The organism is Methylocella tundrae, from assembly GCF_901905185.1.
Taxonomy (GTDB): Bacteria; Pseudomonadota; Alphaproteobacteria; order Rhizobiales; family Beijerinckiaceae; genus Methylocapsa; species Methylocapsa tundrae.
Genome location: NZ_CABFMQ020000153.1, coordinates 88,654 through 104,551, shown reverse-complemented (window position 1 = coordinate 104,551; position 15,898 = coordinate 88,654). Strand labels below are relative to the sequence as shown.

Sequence of the window (15,898 nt, the reverse complement as noted above, 5' to 3'; positions counted from 1 at the left end):
CGGTCCATGCCAGTTCTGCATCCCGCACAAGATTTTGCTTTTTTCTGCGACGAATCGGGCATCTCTACCGATCGGTTTACCGTTGTCGGCGGCCTTTGCTTGCCAAAGCATAACATCCCGATAGTTTTAGAAAATATGGCCGCATACCGAAAGAAATTTAACATGACCAAGGAGTTAAAATGGTCAAAGATAACTGACAATAAATTTGAAGAATACAAACAACTTGTCGACTATTTCTTCGCAATGAACAGCACAAATAAATGCCATTTTCATTCAATTATTTTTGATAACCATAAATGGAGGCATAATAAATTTAATGATGGCGATAGCGATATAGGACTCTCGAAACTTTACTATCAACTCTTGCATCACAAATTCTGCAAAAAATGCGCGCCTCGCGGAACGCTTTATGTTCGCCTAGACCGTAGGAACAGCAGCACCTGTTTAGAAGACCTTAGGAACATGTTAAACAGAGCTGCAGCGAGGGATCATAAAATTGAAACATCTCCGTTTAAAGTAATCGAACCCGCCGATTCAAAGGAGTGCGACATTCTACAAATAAACGATGTTATATTGGGCGCGGTGTGCGCCGTTCGTAATGGAAAACATCTTCTCGAAACAGGGAGAAAATCTAAAAAAGACATTGCAAATATGGTTTTGGAAAAAAGCGGGTTCTCTTCATTCGAGAAGGACAGCCCTATTTCTGTGCACAGATTCACTATCTGGAATATGCGTTCTCGCTAATGGGAAGGCGCGGGCCTCGAACCTCTACGCCTGTTAAGGCTACGGACAAGCCGTTCTCCTAGGTGGACTAGGATTTTCGAAGTGCGATGACCCGCTGAACGGTATGTGGGGCCGAATCGCATACCTTGTCAAGAGGCAAAATCGTTTCCTTCTTGACTTTCTTACATATTTCTGTTTAGCGAATCGCATCCCTTATATTTCAGTCGCTTACCCGTGATGCCTGCTAAAGCCCTCCCCGCGCGATCCCGATCGCCGACGCCAAGAGCCACCATGGCTGGCGAAGTCCCTGCTCAAGTGTGTGTACTGGCCTGCTTCATCGGTCATGACGGCGGTTTCCTTGGCGATATTGGCGCGAAGGATCGGCACAAGATGAGCGGCGGTCGTGCCGTCAACGTGAAAGCTGCGAACCGTGCCGCCGCGCGCCACAAGCGATAGGATCACGTGCTTGTGGGCGTAGCCGCGACGCTTCGGCATATCCTCTTTTTGGCCGATGTAGGTTTCGTCAATTTCGACAACGCCGCCAGCGCCGCCCATAGGCGCAAGCTCGCCAGAGCGCATGGCCTCTCGGATGCGATGCGCTAAAAACCAAGCGCTCTTGTACGTGATTTCCAAAATGCGATGAAGCTGATGCGCGCTGATGCCTTTCTTAGAAGAAGTCATCAGATAGACAGCCTGTAACATCTTGTTGAGCGGGATATGCGCCTGCTCGAAAACCGTGCCGACTTTCACCGTGAATTGCTTGCGACAATCGGAGCATTTGCGCAGGCCCATGCGGGTTTTGCGCAGATCGTAATGCTTGCCGCTCATCGAGCCACAATGCGGGCAAACCGGCCCCCCCGGCCACAACACACTTTCGAGATATTCGAAGGCTTTGGCTTCGTCGTGAAAGTAGGGCTTCGAGAGGGCAGACATTGGGTAGCTCCGATCTTGAAGCTACCCTACATCAAATTCCGTGGTGCGTAAAGTACATAATCTCCAAAACAAAAGGCGATTGGCCAACTGTTTCTGGTGGCGCAATCCCACCTTCACACCGGCACGCGCACCGTGGCGCGGAGGCCCCCCATAAAACTTTCGCTGAGCGTGATGTCGCCGCCATGCGAGCGCGCGATATCGAGCGCTATGGCAAGGCCAAGGCCCGTGCCGCCGATGTCCTGATTGCGCGCCTCGTCGATGCGAAAGAACGGCCGGAACACGTCCTCTCTAAACTTCGCCGGGATGCCGGGTCCGTCGTCATCGACATGAATGGTCAGGAAACGCTTGTCCCGAAGAGCCTCGACGGCGACATGTTTAGCGTGGTTTTCCGCATTGCCGATGAGATTGGCGAGGCAGCGCTTGAAGGCGTCGGGCCGCAGCGCCACCATCGGATCACCGCTGTAGGCGATCGCAACGTCGAAGCCGTCGCGCTCGGCGTCGAAACGCAGTTCCTCCAGAAATTCGATCATGTCGATCTTCACTGCGCTTTCGCCGGCGGCGCCGCGCGCAAAGGCGAGATAGGCCTCGAGCATACGCTGCATTTCGGCGACGTCCTTTTGCAGTTCCTGCGCTTCCTCGCCGTCGCCCATCAGGGCGAGCGAAAGCTTGAAGCGCGTCAGAACCGTGCGCAGATCATGGCTGACGCCGTTCAGCATGGTGGTGCGCTGCTCGATCGCGCGCTCGATGCGTCGCTTCATTTCGATGAAGGCGAATCCCGCGCGCCGCACCTCGCGCGCGCCGAGCGGGCGGAATTCCGGATCGCGGCCCTTGCCGAATTCCTCCGCGGCCCCAGCGAGCGAAAGAATGGGCTTGATCTGATTGCGCAGGAACAAGGTGGCGACGACGATCAGCACAAAAGAGGTGCCGACCATCCAGAGCAGGAAAATATAGGAGTTCGAGGCATAGGCGGCGCTGCGATAGGCGACGACGCGCAAAATGGCGTCGTCGAGCTGGATGCGGATTTCGATGAGGTTGGAGCGCCCGACCGTATCGAGCCAGAACGGCCGGCTGATCTGGCGTCGGATTTCATTCGACAGCGCGGCGTCGACGATCGAGAAAAACGGCTTCGGCAGCGCCGGGGGCAGCGGTCCTTTCGGCAGAAATTCAGCGTCGATGCGCAGGCGCTCCTGCGCGATCCGCATCAAATTGTCGTCGGTCCCCGGAAAGGTCTGATGGAGATCGATCAGCGCCGCAATGTCCTGCGTCAGCACGGTCGAAAGCCGGTTGGTGACCTGCTGCCAGTGGCGCTCCATGAACACATAGGTCAGCACGCATTGCAGGATCACCATCGGCGCGATGACGATCAGCGCGGAGCGGGCGTAAAGGCCTTGCGGCAGGATCTGAATGAGCTTGCGCCAGAACCCGCGCCACCAGGAGCGGGGCCGCTCAAAGGCGCCGGCAAGGGAAATGCTCAAAAGCGCGGGCCTCAAAATCGGCGGTCCGGATCGACTCGGAACGAGGCGATCGCCGCAAATCTATCTCTTTTTCGAGAGACTGCTCAACGATCGACCAGCAGGCGGTAGCCGGCGCCGCGCGCGGTCTGCAGATGCAGCGGATTGGCCGGATCGCGCTCGATCTTGCGGCGCAGCCGGTTGACCTGCACATCGACAGTGCGTTCATTGCCGGCGGCGCCCGACCCCGCCAGCGCCTCTCGCGGCACGGTCTCGCCGGCATGTTCGGCGAGCAGGCGCAGCATCTCGCGCTCCCGGTCCGTCAGTCTGATGACTTCGTCGCGCTGGCGCAATTCGCCGCGGTCGAGATCAAACGAGAAATCGCTGAAACGAACCTGCGTCACCGGCCCCGGCGCCGCGCGCGGCTGCGCCCGCCGCAAAATCGAGGCGATGCGCAAGGCGAGTTCGCGCGGCTCATAGGGCTTGCCGAGATAATCATCGACGCCGGTCTCAAATCCCTGCACGCGATCTTGCGTCTCGGTGCGGGCGGTCAGCATCAAAATCGGCACGCGCCCCAGATCCGTTGAGTTCTGGCGCAGGCGCGTTGCGAAATCAAAGCCATTTTCGCCGGGCATCATGACGTCGAGAACAATCAGATCAAAAGCGAGGCTTTTGAGGCAGGCCATCGCCTCGGCCGCGTCTCCCGCGGTCGTGACGCGATAGCCCTGATCGGTCAAAAAGCGCGAGAGGAGCGCGCGGATTCGGCGGTCGTCATCCACGACAAGCAGATGCGCGGCGTCGTCGGCAGGGGCGCCGCCGCATCCGGCGCTGGACTCTGAAGTCACTGTTTCATCTCGCGACCAATTTGCAGACGCTTGAGCATGATGCCGAAAAGTGGAAACCGGTTTTTGGGCGCCATCATGCTCTCACTTATTGATGAGAGAGGGATGATTCGGCACGGAATCGATCACGCTCAAATCTTAACGCCATAAAGCACGAATTCCATCCAAAAGTCCGACACTTTCCGGGATCATGCGCTAGCCTAAAACCCGCTTCGGACCATCAGAAGCGATGAGCGCCGCGACTTTTTCCCGCTCGTCCGGATCGACCATGGCGAGAAGAAATTCGCGCGCGCCGGCGCGGGCGGCCTCGGGCAATTGGGCGAAAATACGGGCGAAGCGCTTCGATTGCAAACGCACCACCTCGAAAGCCAGGGATTCGCCGCGCGGCGTCGGAAACAACCGGCGCTGGCGGCGATCATTTTCGCCAGGGAAAGCAACGACATAATTCTGGTCGAGCAGATCTTTCAGGACGCGGTTGAGGCTCTGCTTGGTGATTTTTAATATGTCGAGCAATTCGGCGATTGTGAGGCCGGGCCGGCGATTGACGAAATGCAGGACGCGGTGATGCGCCCGGCCAAGGCCGAAATTCTCGAGCAGATGGTCGGCGTCGCCGACAAAATCGCGATAGGCGAAAAACATCAATTCGATCAGGCCGAAGTCAGCTTCGTTTCCCGCCGCGGCGTCCGACGCGCCGGAAGGCGAACCTTCGCTCTCACAGTCTGGCTTCCTCTGGAGCGTCGAATCCACACTGACACCTTCAGTATCTGCTTCGCCATATTCCAGCAAAATTCTTATAGGTCAATATGATAGATGTAAAAGAGCAGATCGTCGCGGCTCCCTGCTGCGCTGTCGTCCGGCGCGCCGGGGCGCCGCTTCGCGGACGCGCGCGACAAAGCATCTCATCACGATAAATTTCATTAAATTGCATTTTCTCATAATGTGGTCTTTACATCGCCCGCCACGATGAACGAAGCTCCCGAGAGGAAACGCGAGCGCGAGGCCAGCAGGCCCCGGCCACGAGCGCGAAACGCACAGCAGAGGAACAGCGATCAATGTCGGTTTTGTCTTTCGATCAGCGCGACGGCTTTATTTGGCTGGACGGCAATCTCGTCGCCTGGGCGGACGCCAAGCTGCACGTACTCTCGCATGGCCTGCACTACGCTTCCGCCGTTTTCGAAGGCGAGCGCGCCTATGGCGGGCGCATCTTCAAATCGACCGAACATTCCGAGCGGTTCAGAGCCTCGGCTCAGACCCTCGACTTCGAGATTCCCTATTCGGTCGCCGAACTCGACGCCGTCAAGCAGATGGTGGTCACCAAAAATAATTTCAGCAGCTGCTATGTTCGCCCCGTCGCCTGGCGCGGCAGCGAAATGATGGCGGTCGCGGCGCAGAATTCGACGATCCATGTCGCCGTCGCCGCCTGGGACTGGCCGAGCATGTTCGACATCGAGACGAAGATGAAGGGCATCAAGCTCGACATCGCCGATTATCGGCGCCCCGATCCGATGACCGCGCCGTGCCGCGCCAAAGCGGCCGGACTTTATATGATCTGCACGATCTCCAAGCATCGCGCGGAGCGGCGCGGCTATGCCGACGCGATGATGCTCGACTGGCAGGGCCGCGTCGCCGAATGCACCGGCGCGAATATCTTCTTCGTTTCGAATGGCGTGCTGCACACGCCGATTGCGGACTGCTTCCTCGACGGGATCACGCGACAGACCGTCATCGAGCTTGCGCGGAGGCGCGGCGTCGAGGTGATCGAGCGCCGCATCATGCCGGAGGAGCTCGCCGGCTTCCAGGAATGCTTTATCTGCGGCACCGGCGCGGAAGTGACGCCGGTTTCCGAAATCGGACCTTACCGCTTCACCCCGGCGGCGATTTCGCGCACGCTGATCGACGATTATTCCGCCGAGGTGCAGCTGAAACAGAAAGCCGCCTGATCGCGAGCGATCGCGGCGGTCTTCGTGGAGGCCGCCGCACCCGCCCGAACGCGCGCCATCAGGCTCAGTTGGCGATGGCGAGCGTGACGATCCTGACGAGAACGAGCGCCGTCGCCAGGACGAGATAACCCCGCAAGACCATCATCCAGATTTTGCTCGCGCGGCACATTTGTGCCGGGCCAAGCTGCGACAAGGCCGGCATGCGCCACATCTCGCGGTTCCAGACCTTTGGATCTTCGGTCGCCGCCGGGGGCCGCTTCAGCACGCCTGATGCAAGAGCGGCGATCAGCGCGAGAGCCGAACCGCCCGCCAAAATCGCAAAAATCACCGTCTCATTGGTCTGGTCCGGAAAGAGCACGGACGCGGTCAGGATCACCGATAGCAGCACCAGCGCCACGATGACGGCGCCCGTGAAGATGTTGAGGCCGCGCGAATTGGCCCACGGACCAACGACCTGCCTGTCGTTGCACAGCAGCAGGAGAAACACGGTCGCGCTTGGCAGAAGCACGCCGGCGAGCGTCTGCACCGCATTGGTCAAGAGACCAAGCGGCGCATTCGGGGACAGGACGAGCGCGGCGGCGATCGCGATCAGCGCGCAATAGACGGCGTAGAATCCTTTCGCATCCTTCACTTTGCGATGCAGAGAATGGCGGATCGAAAAAACATCCCCGATGGCGTAAGCCGTCGAAAGCGACACCGCCGCCGCGCCGATAAGGCTCGCATCGATGAGGCCGATGGCGAAGAGCACGCCGGCGATTTTGCCCGCATGCGCTTTGAGTCCCGCCGCCACGCCGGCTGCGTCGGTGAAATTGCCAAATTCCGGGCGGCCGGCGAAGGCCGCGGCGGTGAAGGCCATCATGGCCGCGGCGCCGATCACGACGAGGACGATGCCGAGCCAAAGATCGACGCGCTCATAGCGCATGAAGCGGGGCGTGATGCGCTTGTCGATGACATAGCTCTGCTGAAAAAAGAGCTGCCACGGCGCGACGGTCGTCCCGACGATGGCGATGACCAGCAGCATGACGTCACTGAGCTTGCCGCCTGCCGGCAGCTGAGGAACGAACAGACCGTCGGCGATTTCGCCAAAGGGCGGGTGAGCCATGAAAAAAATCGGGACGAGCACGAGGCTGCCGGCGACAAGCGTCAGCGCGAAACGCTCGAACCGCCGGAAATCTCCGGTCCCGACCGCCCCCATCACCGCGACGGCCGAAAGCGCGACCCCAAGCCCTTTCGGCAGCCCGAGATAGCCAAGGCCCAGCGCGACGCCGATGAATTCCGTCACGATCGTCAAGGCGTTGAGGATGAAAAGGTCGATGACGCTGAAAGCGCCCCAGAATTTACCGAACCGCTCGAAGATTAGACGGGCGTGGCCGACGCCAGTCACTGCGCCAAGGCGCAGAACCATCTCCTGATTGACGTAGAGCACAGGGATCAGAAAAATCAGCGTCCAGAGCAGCGAAACGCCATAATTCTGGCCTGCCTGCGTATAGACGCCGAATGCGCCCGCGTCATTGTCTCCGACCATCACGATGAGGCCAGGACCGAGGATCGCGAGCAAGGTCTGAAGCCGACGCTTCCAACCGCGCCGCGGGCCGGTGTCATGGTGAAGAATTGTTCCGAACGCGCCGCGAATATGGCCGACATGGGCCTCATCGAGCACGGCGGACCGCGCGGGGTTGTTGGCGACGTGGATCGTCATGGGGGAGCCTCCTTGGCCGGGCCGGCGCGGAGGCGGGCCGCTCACGCGGCTATGACGCTCCTGCGCGCCTTTCGGCGATATTCGATGAAGTCAGGGTTTTGATGGGAGCGCCCGCCGCACGCCTCAAGGAACGCGACGGGCCTACTGGGGCCGTCTTTCACGTCGAACTCCTATGCTGCGGTGGATAATCGCGCGCCTTCGTCGAGGCCGCTCTCATCGCCTTTGGAGCTCCAGACGCAGTGGAGTCGCCCTGAGAGGGGATCGCGCCGCCAGCGGCAGACAAGCGCCGTGCGAGCGCGCGTCCCATTGTACGAACCGCGCGCGCCGGATGAGCCTCCCCCGCCATGCGGAGCAAAGGTCAAAATTGTGTTTGGGAGCTTTTTCATGGCTCGCCTCCAATCCTTGGTTTTGTCCAGGACCGGGCCGGCGAGCGGGCGGCGGCCTTAAGGCCCCTTGGCGCTCACACGGGATTCCGGCCCGTGAACGTTCGCAACGTTGTGGGGCGACGGATCACAGCGCAACGCCGCGGCCGTACTGCCCGAGCTTCTACTGCCCATGTCTCTTTCGATCGTTGTGGAGAATCAGCTGGAACAATGTCCAGGCGATAGATGCGAAATGATGCCTCCGGCGCGGTCTGTCAACCCACAAAAAACGCGCCATTCGTCGCGCCGGTTAGCAATTGATAACACTGAGGCTATAGTTTGCACTTGCGGCGCCCGGCGCAACGGTTCGTTTCAAGGGTTGTGACGTGTCCATCATCCGCGGCTTCGACGCCGACAGACTGCTTGACCTCTGCCTCAGCCTTGTCATCGCCTTCCTGCTGGCGACCCTGATCGGCGCCGAACGCCAGTGGCGTCAGCGCAATGCGGGCCTGCGCACCAATGTGCTCGTGGCGGTTGGCGCCGCCGCCTTCGTCACGCTCGGCATGCGGATCAACGGACAGTCCGGCGCGACGCAGATCGCCGCTTATGTCGTCTCCGGCATCGGCTTTCTCGGCGCGGGCGTCATTATGAAGGACGGCGCGCAGATTTCCGGCCTGAACACCGCCGCGACGCTCTGGTGCTCGGCCGCCGTCGGCGCCCTTTGCGGCGTCGGGCTCGCGGCGGAGGCTGGCGTCCTGACGCTCGCGGTCCTCGCCGGCAACACGGCCTTACGCCCGCTCGTCAACGCTATCAACCGCGCGCCGCTCGATGAGCTGACTTCGGAGGCGACCTATGAAGTACATGTCGCGACAAGTCCCGAAGGCGTCGGCGAGGTCCGCGACCTTGTCGCGGAGGCGCTCGAAAGAGCGAGCTATCCCGTGCGTCAGATCGAGGTTTTCGAGCGCTCGCCCGAGGTCAGCGAGATTGTCGCGACGCTGGTCAGCACGGCCGTCGATCCGGTCGAGCTCGACGCCGTCGCGGGCGCCCTCGAGCAGTCGCCGCTGGTTTCTTATGCGAGCTGGTCTTCGAGCTCGACCGAATAGGGTTTGATCGGGCAAAGCAGAGACGGCAAAACGGAAGCAAGGGAGGCGGCGGAATGCCGGAAACGCAAAAGTCGGGGCCCGGCATGTCCAAGGGCCGGATGGAAGCCTTTACCGATGGCGTCATCGCCATCATCATCACCATCATGGTGCTGGAACTGAAGGTCCCGGCGGGCCATGATCTCGCGGCGCTCGCGGCGAGCCTGCCGGTCTTCCTCGCCTATGTCCTCAGCTACATCAATGTGGGTCTTTACTGGAACAACCATCATCATCTGATGCAGGCGGTCGAACGCGTGAACGGCCGCGCCCTCTGGGCCAATCTGTTCCTTCTGTTCTGGCTGTCGCTCGTGCCTTTCGTGATCCGCTGGATGGACGAGAGCGATTTCACCGCTTTGCCGACGGCGGCCTACGGCGTCGTGCTGGCGATGGCGGCGATCGGCTATTTCTGGCTGCAACGCGAAGTTATCGCCTGCAACGGCCCCGACTCGGTGCTCGCCGCGGCCATCGGCGAGGATCGCAAAGGCCATCTGTCGCTGACGCTGTATATTCTCGCCATTCCGCTGGCTTTCATCTCGCCCTGGATCGCCATTGCTCTTTATGTCGCCGTGGCGGCCATGTGGTTCATCCCCGATCGACGAATTGAAAAGCTGGCTCAGGGGTAGGGAACGCTGCATTGAAAGTGAAAGCAATTGCTGTTCAAGGCGCGCTGATCCGGCGAGGATCATTCTGCGACACAGGATTCGAGCCCCGGCCGCACGATTTCAGAGAGGGATAAATGGACGATATCCACTATCGTGAATACAAGATCCTGCTGCGCCCGGAGCGCTTCTTCAATCCCTCGCAATTCGAAGTCTACTGGAAGAAGATCTGCGCCGTCGCCGAGCTGCACAAGGTCGGCGTCGAGACTTACAAGGACGCCTTCCATCGCCACGTCCGGGAAGTTCTGTTCTACGACACGGAAAACTCCGACCTTTATCGAAACGCCTTCATCCTGCGCAAACGCACCTTTTACACGGATGGCTGGCCGGATCCGGACCATGAGCTGACGTTCAAGTTCCGCCACCCGGACCTCAAGGTCGCAAGCGGGGTCGACGTCACGCCCTATATGGAGGCGAACGCCGCCATCAAATTCAAGGAGGAGATCCTGCCGCTGAAGGATCAGATCGGCGGCATGCGCAGCCTCTATTCGCATAATTGCGTGCTGATGACGCCCGCGCTCGAACTCGATCAGGGGCTGAAGCACATCGCCGGGGTGTTTCCCTGCATAGGCAAGCTCGCGGGCTCGCCCGGCGACGCCAGGGTCAGTCTCGTCAACAACCTGCCGGTGCAGGAGGTTCAGGTCAATGTCGGCGCTTTCGATTTCGGCCATGAGATGACCGCCAAAGCCACCATCTCGATATGGCGCAACCGCGCCACCGAGACGTCGCTCATCGGAGAATTCGCCTTTCAGGTAAAGTTCGACAATTACGACATCCTCCACGCCAAGCCCAAGGCGCGCTCGGAGGATTTTTTCAAGGACGTCCAGACGCACGCGCCGGATTGGGTGGCGCTCGGGACGACCAAGACCGCCGTGGTCTACGGTCTCGGCCGGAAAGATCCGGGCGGCCACGAATGAAAAAGACGCTGGCCGATCGCTCGAACCCAACGGTTCCGGCGCCGCTGCGCGAGATCTTTTTCGCCTTCCTCATCATCGGCGCGACGAGTTTCGGCGGCGGAGTCGTCGCCTATCTGCGCGCGGCGCTGGTGACGCAGCGCGGCTGGCTCGACGAGGAGCGCTTCCTTTCGGCGCTCGAGATCGCGCAGGCGCTGCCGGGCCTCAACGCGACCAATATGAGCATCATCGTCGGCGACCGGCTTCGCGGCCCCGCCGGCGCCCTTCTCGCCTTCCTCGGCATGACGCTGCCAGGCGCGGCGCTGGTGATGACGCTCGGCGTGCTCTACGCGTCGAACGCCGGCAACCCTTATGTCAACGCCGCGCTCGTCGGCGTCGGCGCCGCCGCCGTCGGCATGCTCGCGGCGGTGACGCTGCAGATCGGACGCAAGCAACTCGGGCGCCCCATCGACCTCGCCATCATCATCCTCACCGTCGTCATGGTGAGCGCGTTCCATATTTCTCTTTTGATCGTCATTTTGACCGTCGGACCGCTCGCCGTCGTCATCTACCGGCCGCACCGCGCCGACGACAGCAAAACCGCGCCGGAGTAGCAGCGCAATGGGAAGTCCCAATCTCAGCGTCTTTGCCGTCTTCTCGCTTCTATCGGTGCTGGCGGTCGGCGGCGGCTCGGCGGTGCTGCCGGAGATGAAGGCGCTGGTGGTGCATGGCCATCACTGGCTGACCGACGACCAGTTCCGCGACATCTACGGCCTCGGCCAGATGGCGCCCGGCCCAAACATGCTGATGGTCATGGTGATTGGCTATCACGTCACCGGATTTTTCGGGGCGTTTCTCGCCTTTCTCGGCTTCTTTTTGCCGGCGGGCCTCATTTCCTTCGCGGGGTCGCGAATCTGGGATCATTTCGAGGGTTCGCCGTGGCGCCGCTCGCTTCAGGACGGCATGGCGCCGCTCGTCGTCGGGCTGATGACGGCCGGCGTCATATCCATCGGGCGCACGGCGATCGACGGCGCGACGACGGTCGCGCTCGCGGCGGGAGTTTTCCTTGGCGTCGCCTTCGTCAAGCGCGTCAACCCATCGCTGTTCATCCTCGCCGGGGGCCTCATCGGCCTCGCAGCGCTCCGTTAGAGCATGACGCCGAAAAGTTGCAGACTTTTCGGGCCCACATCATGCGGTAAAACAAAGGCTTAAAGAGCGGAATGCGCTTCCGCTTGAGGTCGTGAACTCATAAACGCGACAGTCAGGCTCGACCCCCTTGGGGAATACTCCCTCAGTCTCCGATCGAACGAATGACCTGCGCCGGATTTCCTCCGACAAAGGTATTCGGGGGAACGTCCTTGGTGACTATCGAACTCGCCGCGACAACCGAATTTTCGCCTACCGTCACTCCGCCGATGATCGTTGCACCGGCTGCGATCCATACGTTTCTTTCAATCGCGATAGGCTTTGCGATCACGAAGGCTCGCCGCTGGGAAGGTTCGATGGGATGGCCCGACGTGATGATGCTCACGTTCGGCCCGATCATCACGTCATCCGCGATGTCGAGGCCCCCAAGCCCATAAAAAGTGCAGTTTTGATTTACGAAGACATTGCGCCCTACTCGGATTTCGTCTCCGTCAGCAGTATAGAAGGGCGGGATGAGTAAAAAGCTATCATCTACCTTTTTGCCGATGAGTTCGCTGAACACGGCTCGGATTTCTTCTGCATCGTTGAAGGTCAAACGGTTGAGTCTAGCGGTGATCGCCATCGCCCGTTTGGTATTTGCCAGCATGGCCGCTGATTCCGGCGTTCTCCGGTGTATTATCTTGGTTAAGACGGCCCTAGCCATAAGTTCTTTTCTCGCCTGCCAAGTGATGGCGCATAGCGGCCACGCCGAGTCTCACCAAGCTATAGCTGTAAAGCAGACGGGCCGGAATCCACCCTTCCCGGTCGTTGCCCGCCGCCGCGCTTAAATCTCGCACAATTGGGTGACCTGCTCCGGCAAGCCGCCGCCGATCGCCTCATAGCCCGCGACGCGCAGGGCGCCGCGCGCCGGGCTCATCGTCACGGCGAGCCTTGTGTAGGGATTGAGCACAGGCGGCTTCACCCAATCGAGGCCAGCGTCGGACAAAAGCCCGTTCCAGGCAGCGAGCGCGGCGCGGCGGGCGCCGCATCGCTCGGCGGCCTGCGCGAAGGTGGACGTCAGAAAATGCGAGGCCGCGATGCGCGCCTCCCACATCGGATGCGGCGGCGCCCAATCATTGGCCGCGCTCGTCTCATCCTCCCGCGTCGTAAAGCCGGTCTCGGTTCGCTCGATCACACAGCGCTCGCCTTCGGCGCAGCCGATGAGCATGTAAATGACAGGCCGCGCCACCGGCGTTTTTTCCAGCGCCTCCCTGGCCGCCGCATATGATTCACACGCCTCGAACGCCCGGCGCAGCAACTGATCCGGCGGCATGTAGCGGATATTGATCCAGGTATGAACAGCGTTTGCCGCCATATCATAGGGGCGCAGCCACGGATGTCGGGTGCGGCGCCACATGGGCGCCTGGTTGATACAGGCGGCGAACCGGCGCGGCGCCATCGCCGTCAGCACGCCCGCATAGCCAGCCCAGGTGACGTTGAAATACTCGCCCGCGGGCCCCTCGGAGCGGACCACATCCGCATAGCGCCCAAGCCCGGGGAAAGGCCAATCGAGCGTGCGCGCGAGCCAGGGCGCTCCATGCTCTTCGCGCGCCAGCGCTGTGCAGCCCCATTGATACGAGCCGTTGAGCAACCAGACGCCGGAAAAGCCCAGCGTCGCCGCGATTTTCGCGATCTCCGCCACATAGGGCGAGCGTGACCGCGTCATCCAGCGGCGCGCGGCTCCGTCCAGTGCGGGCGCTAACGCCGCCGCCGTGCGGGGGAATGAGCCAAGGCAATCATCGCGCAGAGCGCGCGCGCGGGCTGGCGACAGGGCCGCGTGACGCGCGGGGCCGCCGTCGCCGACATCGATGACGGGAACGGCCGCCATCCCGGAGCTCATGGACCGCCGGGCGTTCTGGGCGCCACGATGTTCGCCGCCATCGCATCCTCACGCATTTGCGTTCTCCCGCCGCATCCGCCGCGAAGAGTGTCGCGCTTCCGCATTCACTTGTCCAACGGAGCCTCTGGCAGGACGCATCGACGCCGCGGCCCCGAAGACTATCCCTCGAGGCCCAGCGCCGCCTTGACCTTATGCGAATAGCCATAAACGTCGTCGCGCAATTGCAGCCGGCCGAACTCGTCGACCTCGGCGGTGAAATATTCGATGTGAATCGGCAGCGGCTTCGCCAGATTGACGTAGCGCTCCTTGCCGCCGATGAGCTTTTTGACGTGATCCTCGCTCCAGCCCTTGCCGAGCACGGCCTCGGCGAAGCGGAACGGATCGTCGACCCGCACGCAGCCATGACTGTAGGCCCGCTTGGCCGTGTCGAAGAGCGCCCGCGAAGGCGTATCGTGCAGATAGACCGCATAATCATTCGGGAACATGAATTTGATGCGCCCGAGCGCGTTGCGCTCGCCCGGCGGCTGGCGCACCGTCAGTCTGCCGCCCTTCCAGATGGTTTCGTAGCCAAGGCTATGCAGATAGCCGGGGTTTGCCGCCAGCTTGGGCATCATCTCCTTTTTGATGATGGACTGCGGCACGTTCCAATAGGGATTGACGATCAGAAACTGCATCTTGTTGGAAAAGATAGGCGTCGGCGTCGCTTCTTTGCCAACGACGACGCGATTGCGCGACACCACCTCGCCATTTTCGATGACGGTGACCTCGAAATCAGGAATATTGACCTCGATCCGGCTGTCGCCCATGTCGCGCGGCATCCACCGCCAGCGCTCCATGTTGGCGATGATCTCCGCTTCGAGCTGCGCCGGCTCGCCGCCTGAAAGCAGCGCGATGGTGCGCGCGGTCAACCGGCCGGAGCCCGGCAGGCCATTGGCCTTCTGAAAATCCGCGACGGCGCTCGCCACTCTCGTGTCATAGACGAGCTCTTCGTCGGGCTCTTCCATCTCGCCGTCAAGGCTGAGCCTTGCGCGGATCAGCGGCACGCGTGGATCGCGCATCCCGACCTTGAGGGTCGGCCCGGCCGGAATGATGGCGCGCCGCGCGACGGGCGCGCGCTGACCGCGCAGTTCCGCCAGTTTGGCGCGCAACGCCGCATAGCCCTTTTGTGGCGGATTGAAATTTTTGAGCGCGGCGCCGGCATCGGCGCCGGAGGAGGACACAATCGCCAGAATAAGCGAGGGGTCGGCGAGCTCCGGCCGCGCCCCGATGAGCGGCGAAATCGCATGGGGATCGACGCGCGAGCCGCTGGCCTGCCGGCCATAGGCGACGACGGCTTCGCTCAAGGCGATGTCGGCGTTGGCGACTTCTTCGTCGGAGCCGCTGGCCGTGTAACGGACCGGCAGGCTCTTGATCGTCAGAGCGTCCTCGCTTGCTCGGTCGAGCCGCTGCAGCGTCGATGCCACTTCGGCGTCGGCTGCGCCCGCGTGCGACCAGAGCGGCGCGAAATCGCGCGCCGCGTAAAACGCCGCCACGGCTTCATGCTCCCTGCGGCGCGACGCGCCGGGGAAATGGTCGCGATCAAGTTTCAGCTGCGCTTCGAGAGCCGCCTTCACCGCCGCATTGAGCGGCGCCAGCGGCGGCGCTGCGACCGGCCCGGCCGGCGCCGGCGTGTCCGCGGGGACCGGCGCGGCATCGGCCGCCGGCGGCGGACCCGTCATTTCCGTCGCGTCTGGCGCGCCTTGCGCGTCGCCGGGCCCCTCAGTCGGGGCGGCCTGCGCCGGGTTCATGCTTTCGGGAAGGGCTGGGATGACGGGCGCCGGCTGGTCATCGTACTCCGGCGCGGCGGGAGGCTGCGGCGAGTCGACGGCCGGCAGCGGCAGCCTCTTGACTTGCGCCAGGGCGGCGAAGGCTTCGGGCGCGGGCTTTTTGGCGATGCGCCATGCGGCGGACCGGGCCAAAAAAGCGGGTTTCGCACGCCGCCGGCTCGGCTGTGAGACGGCTTCGCCTGAGCTTTGGCCCTGGACATGCAAATTGACGGGCGCCGCCACGCCGCCAGCGGCGTCAGCATTCGCCGCGCGCACTGGCGCAGCCACAAGAGCGATCATCAGCGCCAAGGCCGATGCGCTTGTCAAACTGGCTGTCCCGATTTGCCGGCGCATCGTCGCAAACGACCTCATCAGATTATCGCCGCGCGCAGCAGGCGGCGAGCCGGGCGATCGCCCTCTCCGCTGG

Annotated in this window: 14 protein-coding genes and 1 pseudogene; 7 read left to right on the top strand and 8 right to left on the bottom strand. The window is 61.7% G+C overall.

Annotated features, from left to right (window positions below; translation table 11 throughout):
- Positions 1 to 6: 6 nt before the first annotated feature.
- Complete coding sequence (locus MPC4_RS20545; protein WP_174514175.1) at positions 7 to 744, top strand: DUF3800 domain-containing protein; 738 nt, start codon at positions 7 to 9, stop codon at positions 742 to 744.
- A 270-nt stretch (positions 745 to 1,014) separates the two neighbouring features.
- Here MPC4_RS20545 and MPC4_RS20540 read toward each other — a convergent pair.
- The 4 genes and pseudogenes from MPC4_RS20540 to MPC4_RS20525 all read right to left on the bottom strand — a co-directional run.
- Positions 1,015 to 1,656 (bottom strand): annotated as a pseudogene (locus tag MPC4_RS20540) (IS1595 family transposase); the annotation flags it as partial.
- Between the two features lie 113 nt (positions 1,657 to 1,769).
- Positions 1,770 to 3,131, bottom strand: a complete 1,362-nt coding sequence (locus tag MPC4_RS20535) for an ATP-binding protein (protein WP_244629135.1) — start codon at positions 3,129 to 3,131, stop codon at positions 1,770 to 1,772.
- A gap of 83 nt (positions 3,132 to 3,214) precedes the next feature.
- On the bottom strand, positions 3,215 to 3,952 hold the full coding sequence (locus tag MPC4_RS20530) for a response regulator (protein WP_134490400.1): 738 nt from the start codon (positions 3,950 to 3,952) through the stop codon (positions 3,215 to 3,217).
- Between the two features lie 192 nt (positions 3,953 to 4,144).
- Positions 4,145 to 4,696 (bottom strand): MarR family winged helix-turn-helix transcriptional regulator, encoded by a 552-nt coding sequence (locus MPC4_RS20525; RefSeq protein WP_425312512.1) that lies wholly within the window; start codon positions 4,694 to 4,696, stop codon positions 4,145 to 4,147.
- Positions 4,697 to 5,001: 305 nt separating this feature from the next.
- Here MPC4_RS20525 and MPC4_RS20520 point away from each other — a divergent pair, with 305 nt between their 5' ends.
- Positions 5,002 to 5,889, top strand: coding sequence for a branched-chain amino acid aminotransferase (locus MPC4_RS20520; protein WP_174514174.1), 888 nt, complete (start codon positions 5,002 to 5,004; stop codon positions 5,887 to 5,889).
- A 64-nt stretch (positions 5,890 to 5,953) separates the two neighbouring features.
- Here MPC4_RS20520 and MPC4_RS20515 read toward each other — a convergent pair whose 3' ends face one another.
- Positions 5,954 to 7,588 (bottom strand): NRAMP family divalent metal transporter, encoded by a 1,635-nt coding sequence (locus MPC4_RS20515; RefSeq protein WP_174514173.1) that lies wholly within the window; start codon positions 7,586 to 7,588, stop codon positions 5,954 to 5,956.
- Positions 7,589 to 8,336: 748 nt separating this feature from the next.
- Between MPC4_RS20515 and MPC4_RS20510 the strand changes: the two genes are divergently transcribed.
- The 5 genes from MPC4_RS20510 (at position 8,337) to MPC4_RS20490 (ending at position 11,790) form a co-directional block, all read left to right on the top strand.
- Entirely contained in the window at positions 8,337 to 9,053 is a 717-nt protein-coding gene (locus MPC4_RS20510; RefSeq protein ID WP_134490406.1) for an MgtC/SapB family protein, read from the top strand.
- A 53-nt stretch (positions 9,054 to 9,106) separates the two neighbouring features.
- On the top strand, positions 9,107 to 9,712 hold the full coding sequence (locus tag MPC4_RS20505; RefSeq protein WP_244629134.1) for a TMEM175 family protein: 606 nt from the start codon (positions 9,107 to 9,109) through the stop codon (positions 9,710 to 9,712).
- Between the two features lie 113 nt (positions 9,713 to 9,825).
- The gene (locus tag MPC4_RS20500) at positions 9,826 to 10,665 is read left to right on the top strand and encodes a hypothetical protein (RefSeq protein WP_174514172.1); all 840 of its coding nucleotides are present in this window, start codon (positions 9,826 to 9,828) and stop codon (positions 10,663 to 10,665) included.
- Complete coding sequence (locus MPC4_RS20495) at positions 10,662 to 11,255, top strand: chromate transporter (RefSeq protein WP_174514171.1); 594 nt, start codon at positions 10,662 to 10,664, stop codon at positions 11,253 to 11,255. The genes MPC4_RS20500 and MPC4_RS20495 overlap by 4 nt, the downstream gene beginning before the upstream one ends.
- Positions 11,256 to 11,262: 7 nt before the next feature.
- Complete coding sequence (locus MPC4_RS20490) at positions 11,263 to 11,790, top strand: chromate transporter (protein ID WP_174514170.1); 528 nt, start codon at positions 11,263 to 11,265, stop codon at positions 11,788 to 11,790.
- A 142-nt stretch (positions 11,791 to 11,932) separates the two neighbouring features.
- On the opposite strand, the gene MPC4_RS20485 is transcribed toward MPC4_RS20490, so the two are convergent.
- The 3 genes from MPC4_RS20485 to MPC4_RS20475 all read right to left on the bottom strand — a co-directional run bounded on the left by MPC4_RS20485 (position 11,933) and on the right by MPC4_RS20475 (position 15,798).
- A complete protein-coding gene (locus tag MPC4_RS20485) occupies positions 11,933 to 12,433 on the bottom strand; it encodes a sugar O-acetyltransferase (protein ID WP_210253698.1) in 501 nt (166 codons plus the stop codon).
- Positions 12,434 to 12,610: 177 nt separating this feature from the next.
- Entirely contained in the window at positions 12,611 to 13,654 is a 1,044-nt protein-coding gene (locus MPC4_RS20480) for an Ntn hydrolase family protein (RefSeq protein WP_174514168.1), read from the bottom strand.
- A gap of 170 nt (positions 13,655 to 13,824) precedes the next feature.
- Positions 13,825 to 15,798, bottom strand: coding sequence for a L,D-transpeptidase family protein (locus MPC4_RS20475; protein ID WP_174514167.1), 1,974 nt, complete (start codon positions 15,796 to 15,798; stop codon positions 13,825 to 13,827).
- Positions 15,799 to 15,898 lie beyond the last annotated feature (100 nt).

Bases quoted from the DNA above. Each gene is read 5' to 3' on its own strand.
- MPC4_RS20545 (WP_174514175.1), top strand. From the start codon at position 7: ATGCCAGTTCTGCATCCCGCACAAGATTTTGCTTTTTTCTGCGACGAA.
- MPC4_RS20520 (WP_174514174.1), top strand. From the start codon at position 5,002: ATGTCGGTTTTGTCTTTCGATCAGCGCGACGGCTTTATTTGGCTGGAC.
- MPC4_RS20515 (WP_174514173.1), bottom strand. From the start codon at position 7,588: ATGACGATCCACGTCGCCAACAACCCCGCGCGGTCCGCCGTGCTCGAT.
- MPC4_RS20505 (WP_244629134.1), top strand. From the start codon at position 9,107: ATGCCGGAAACGCAAAAGTCGGGGCCCGGCATGTCCAAGGGCCGGATG.
- MPC4_RS20500 (WP_174514172.1), top strand. From the start codon at position 9,826: ATGGACGATATCCACTATCGTGAATACAAGATCCTGCTGCGCCCGGAG.
- MPC4_RS20495 (WP_174514171.1), top strand. From the start codon at position 10,662: ATGAAAAAGACGCTGGCCGATCGCTCGAACCCAACGGTTCCGGCGCCG.
- MPC4_RS20490 (WP_174514170.1), top strand. From the start codon at position 11,263: ATGGGAAGTCCCAATCTCAGCGTCTTTGCCGTCTTCTCGCTTCTATCG.
- MPC4_RS20485 (WP_210253698.1), bottom strand. From the start codon at position 12,433: ATGCTGGCAAATACCAAACGGGCGATGGCGATCACCGCTAGACTCAAC.
- MPC4_RS20480 (WP_174514168.1), bottom strand. From the start codon at position 13,654: ATGGCGGCCGTTCCCGTCATCGATGTCGGCGACGGCGGCCCCGCGCGT.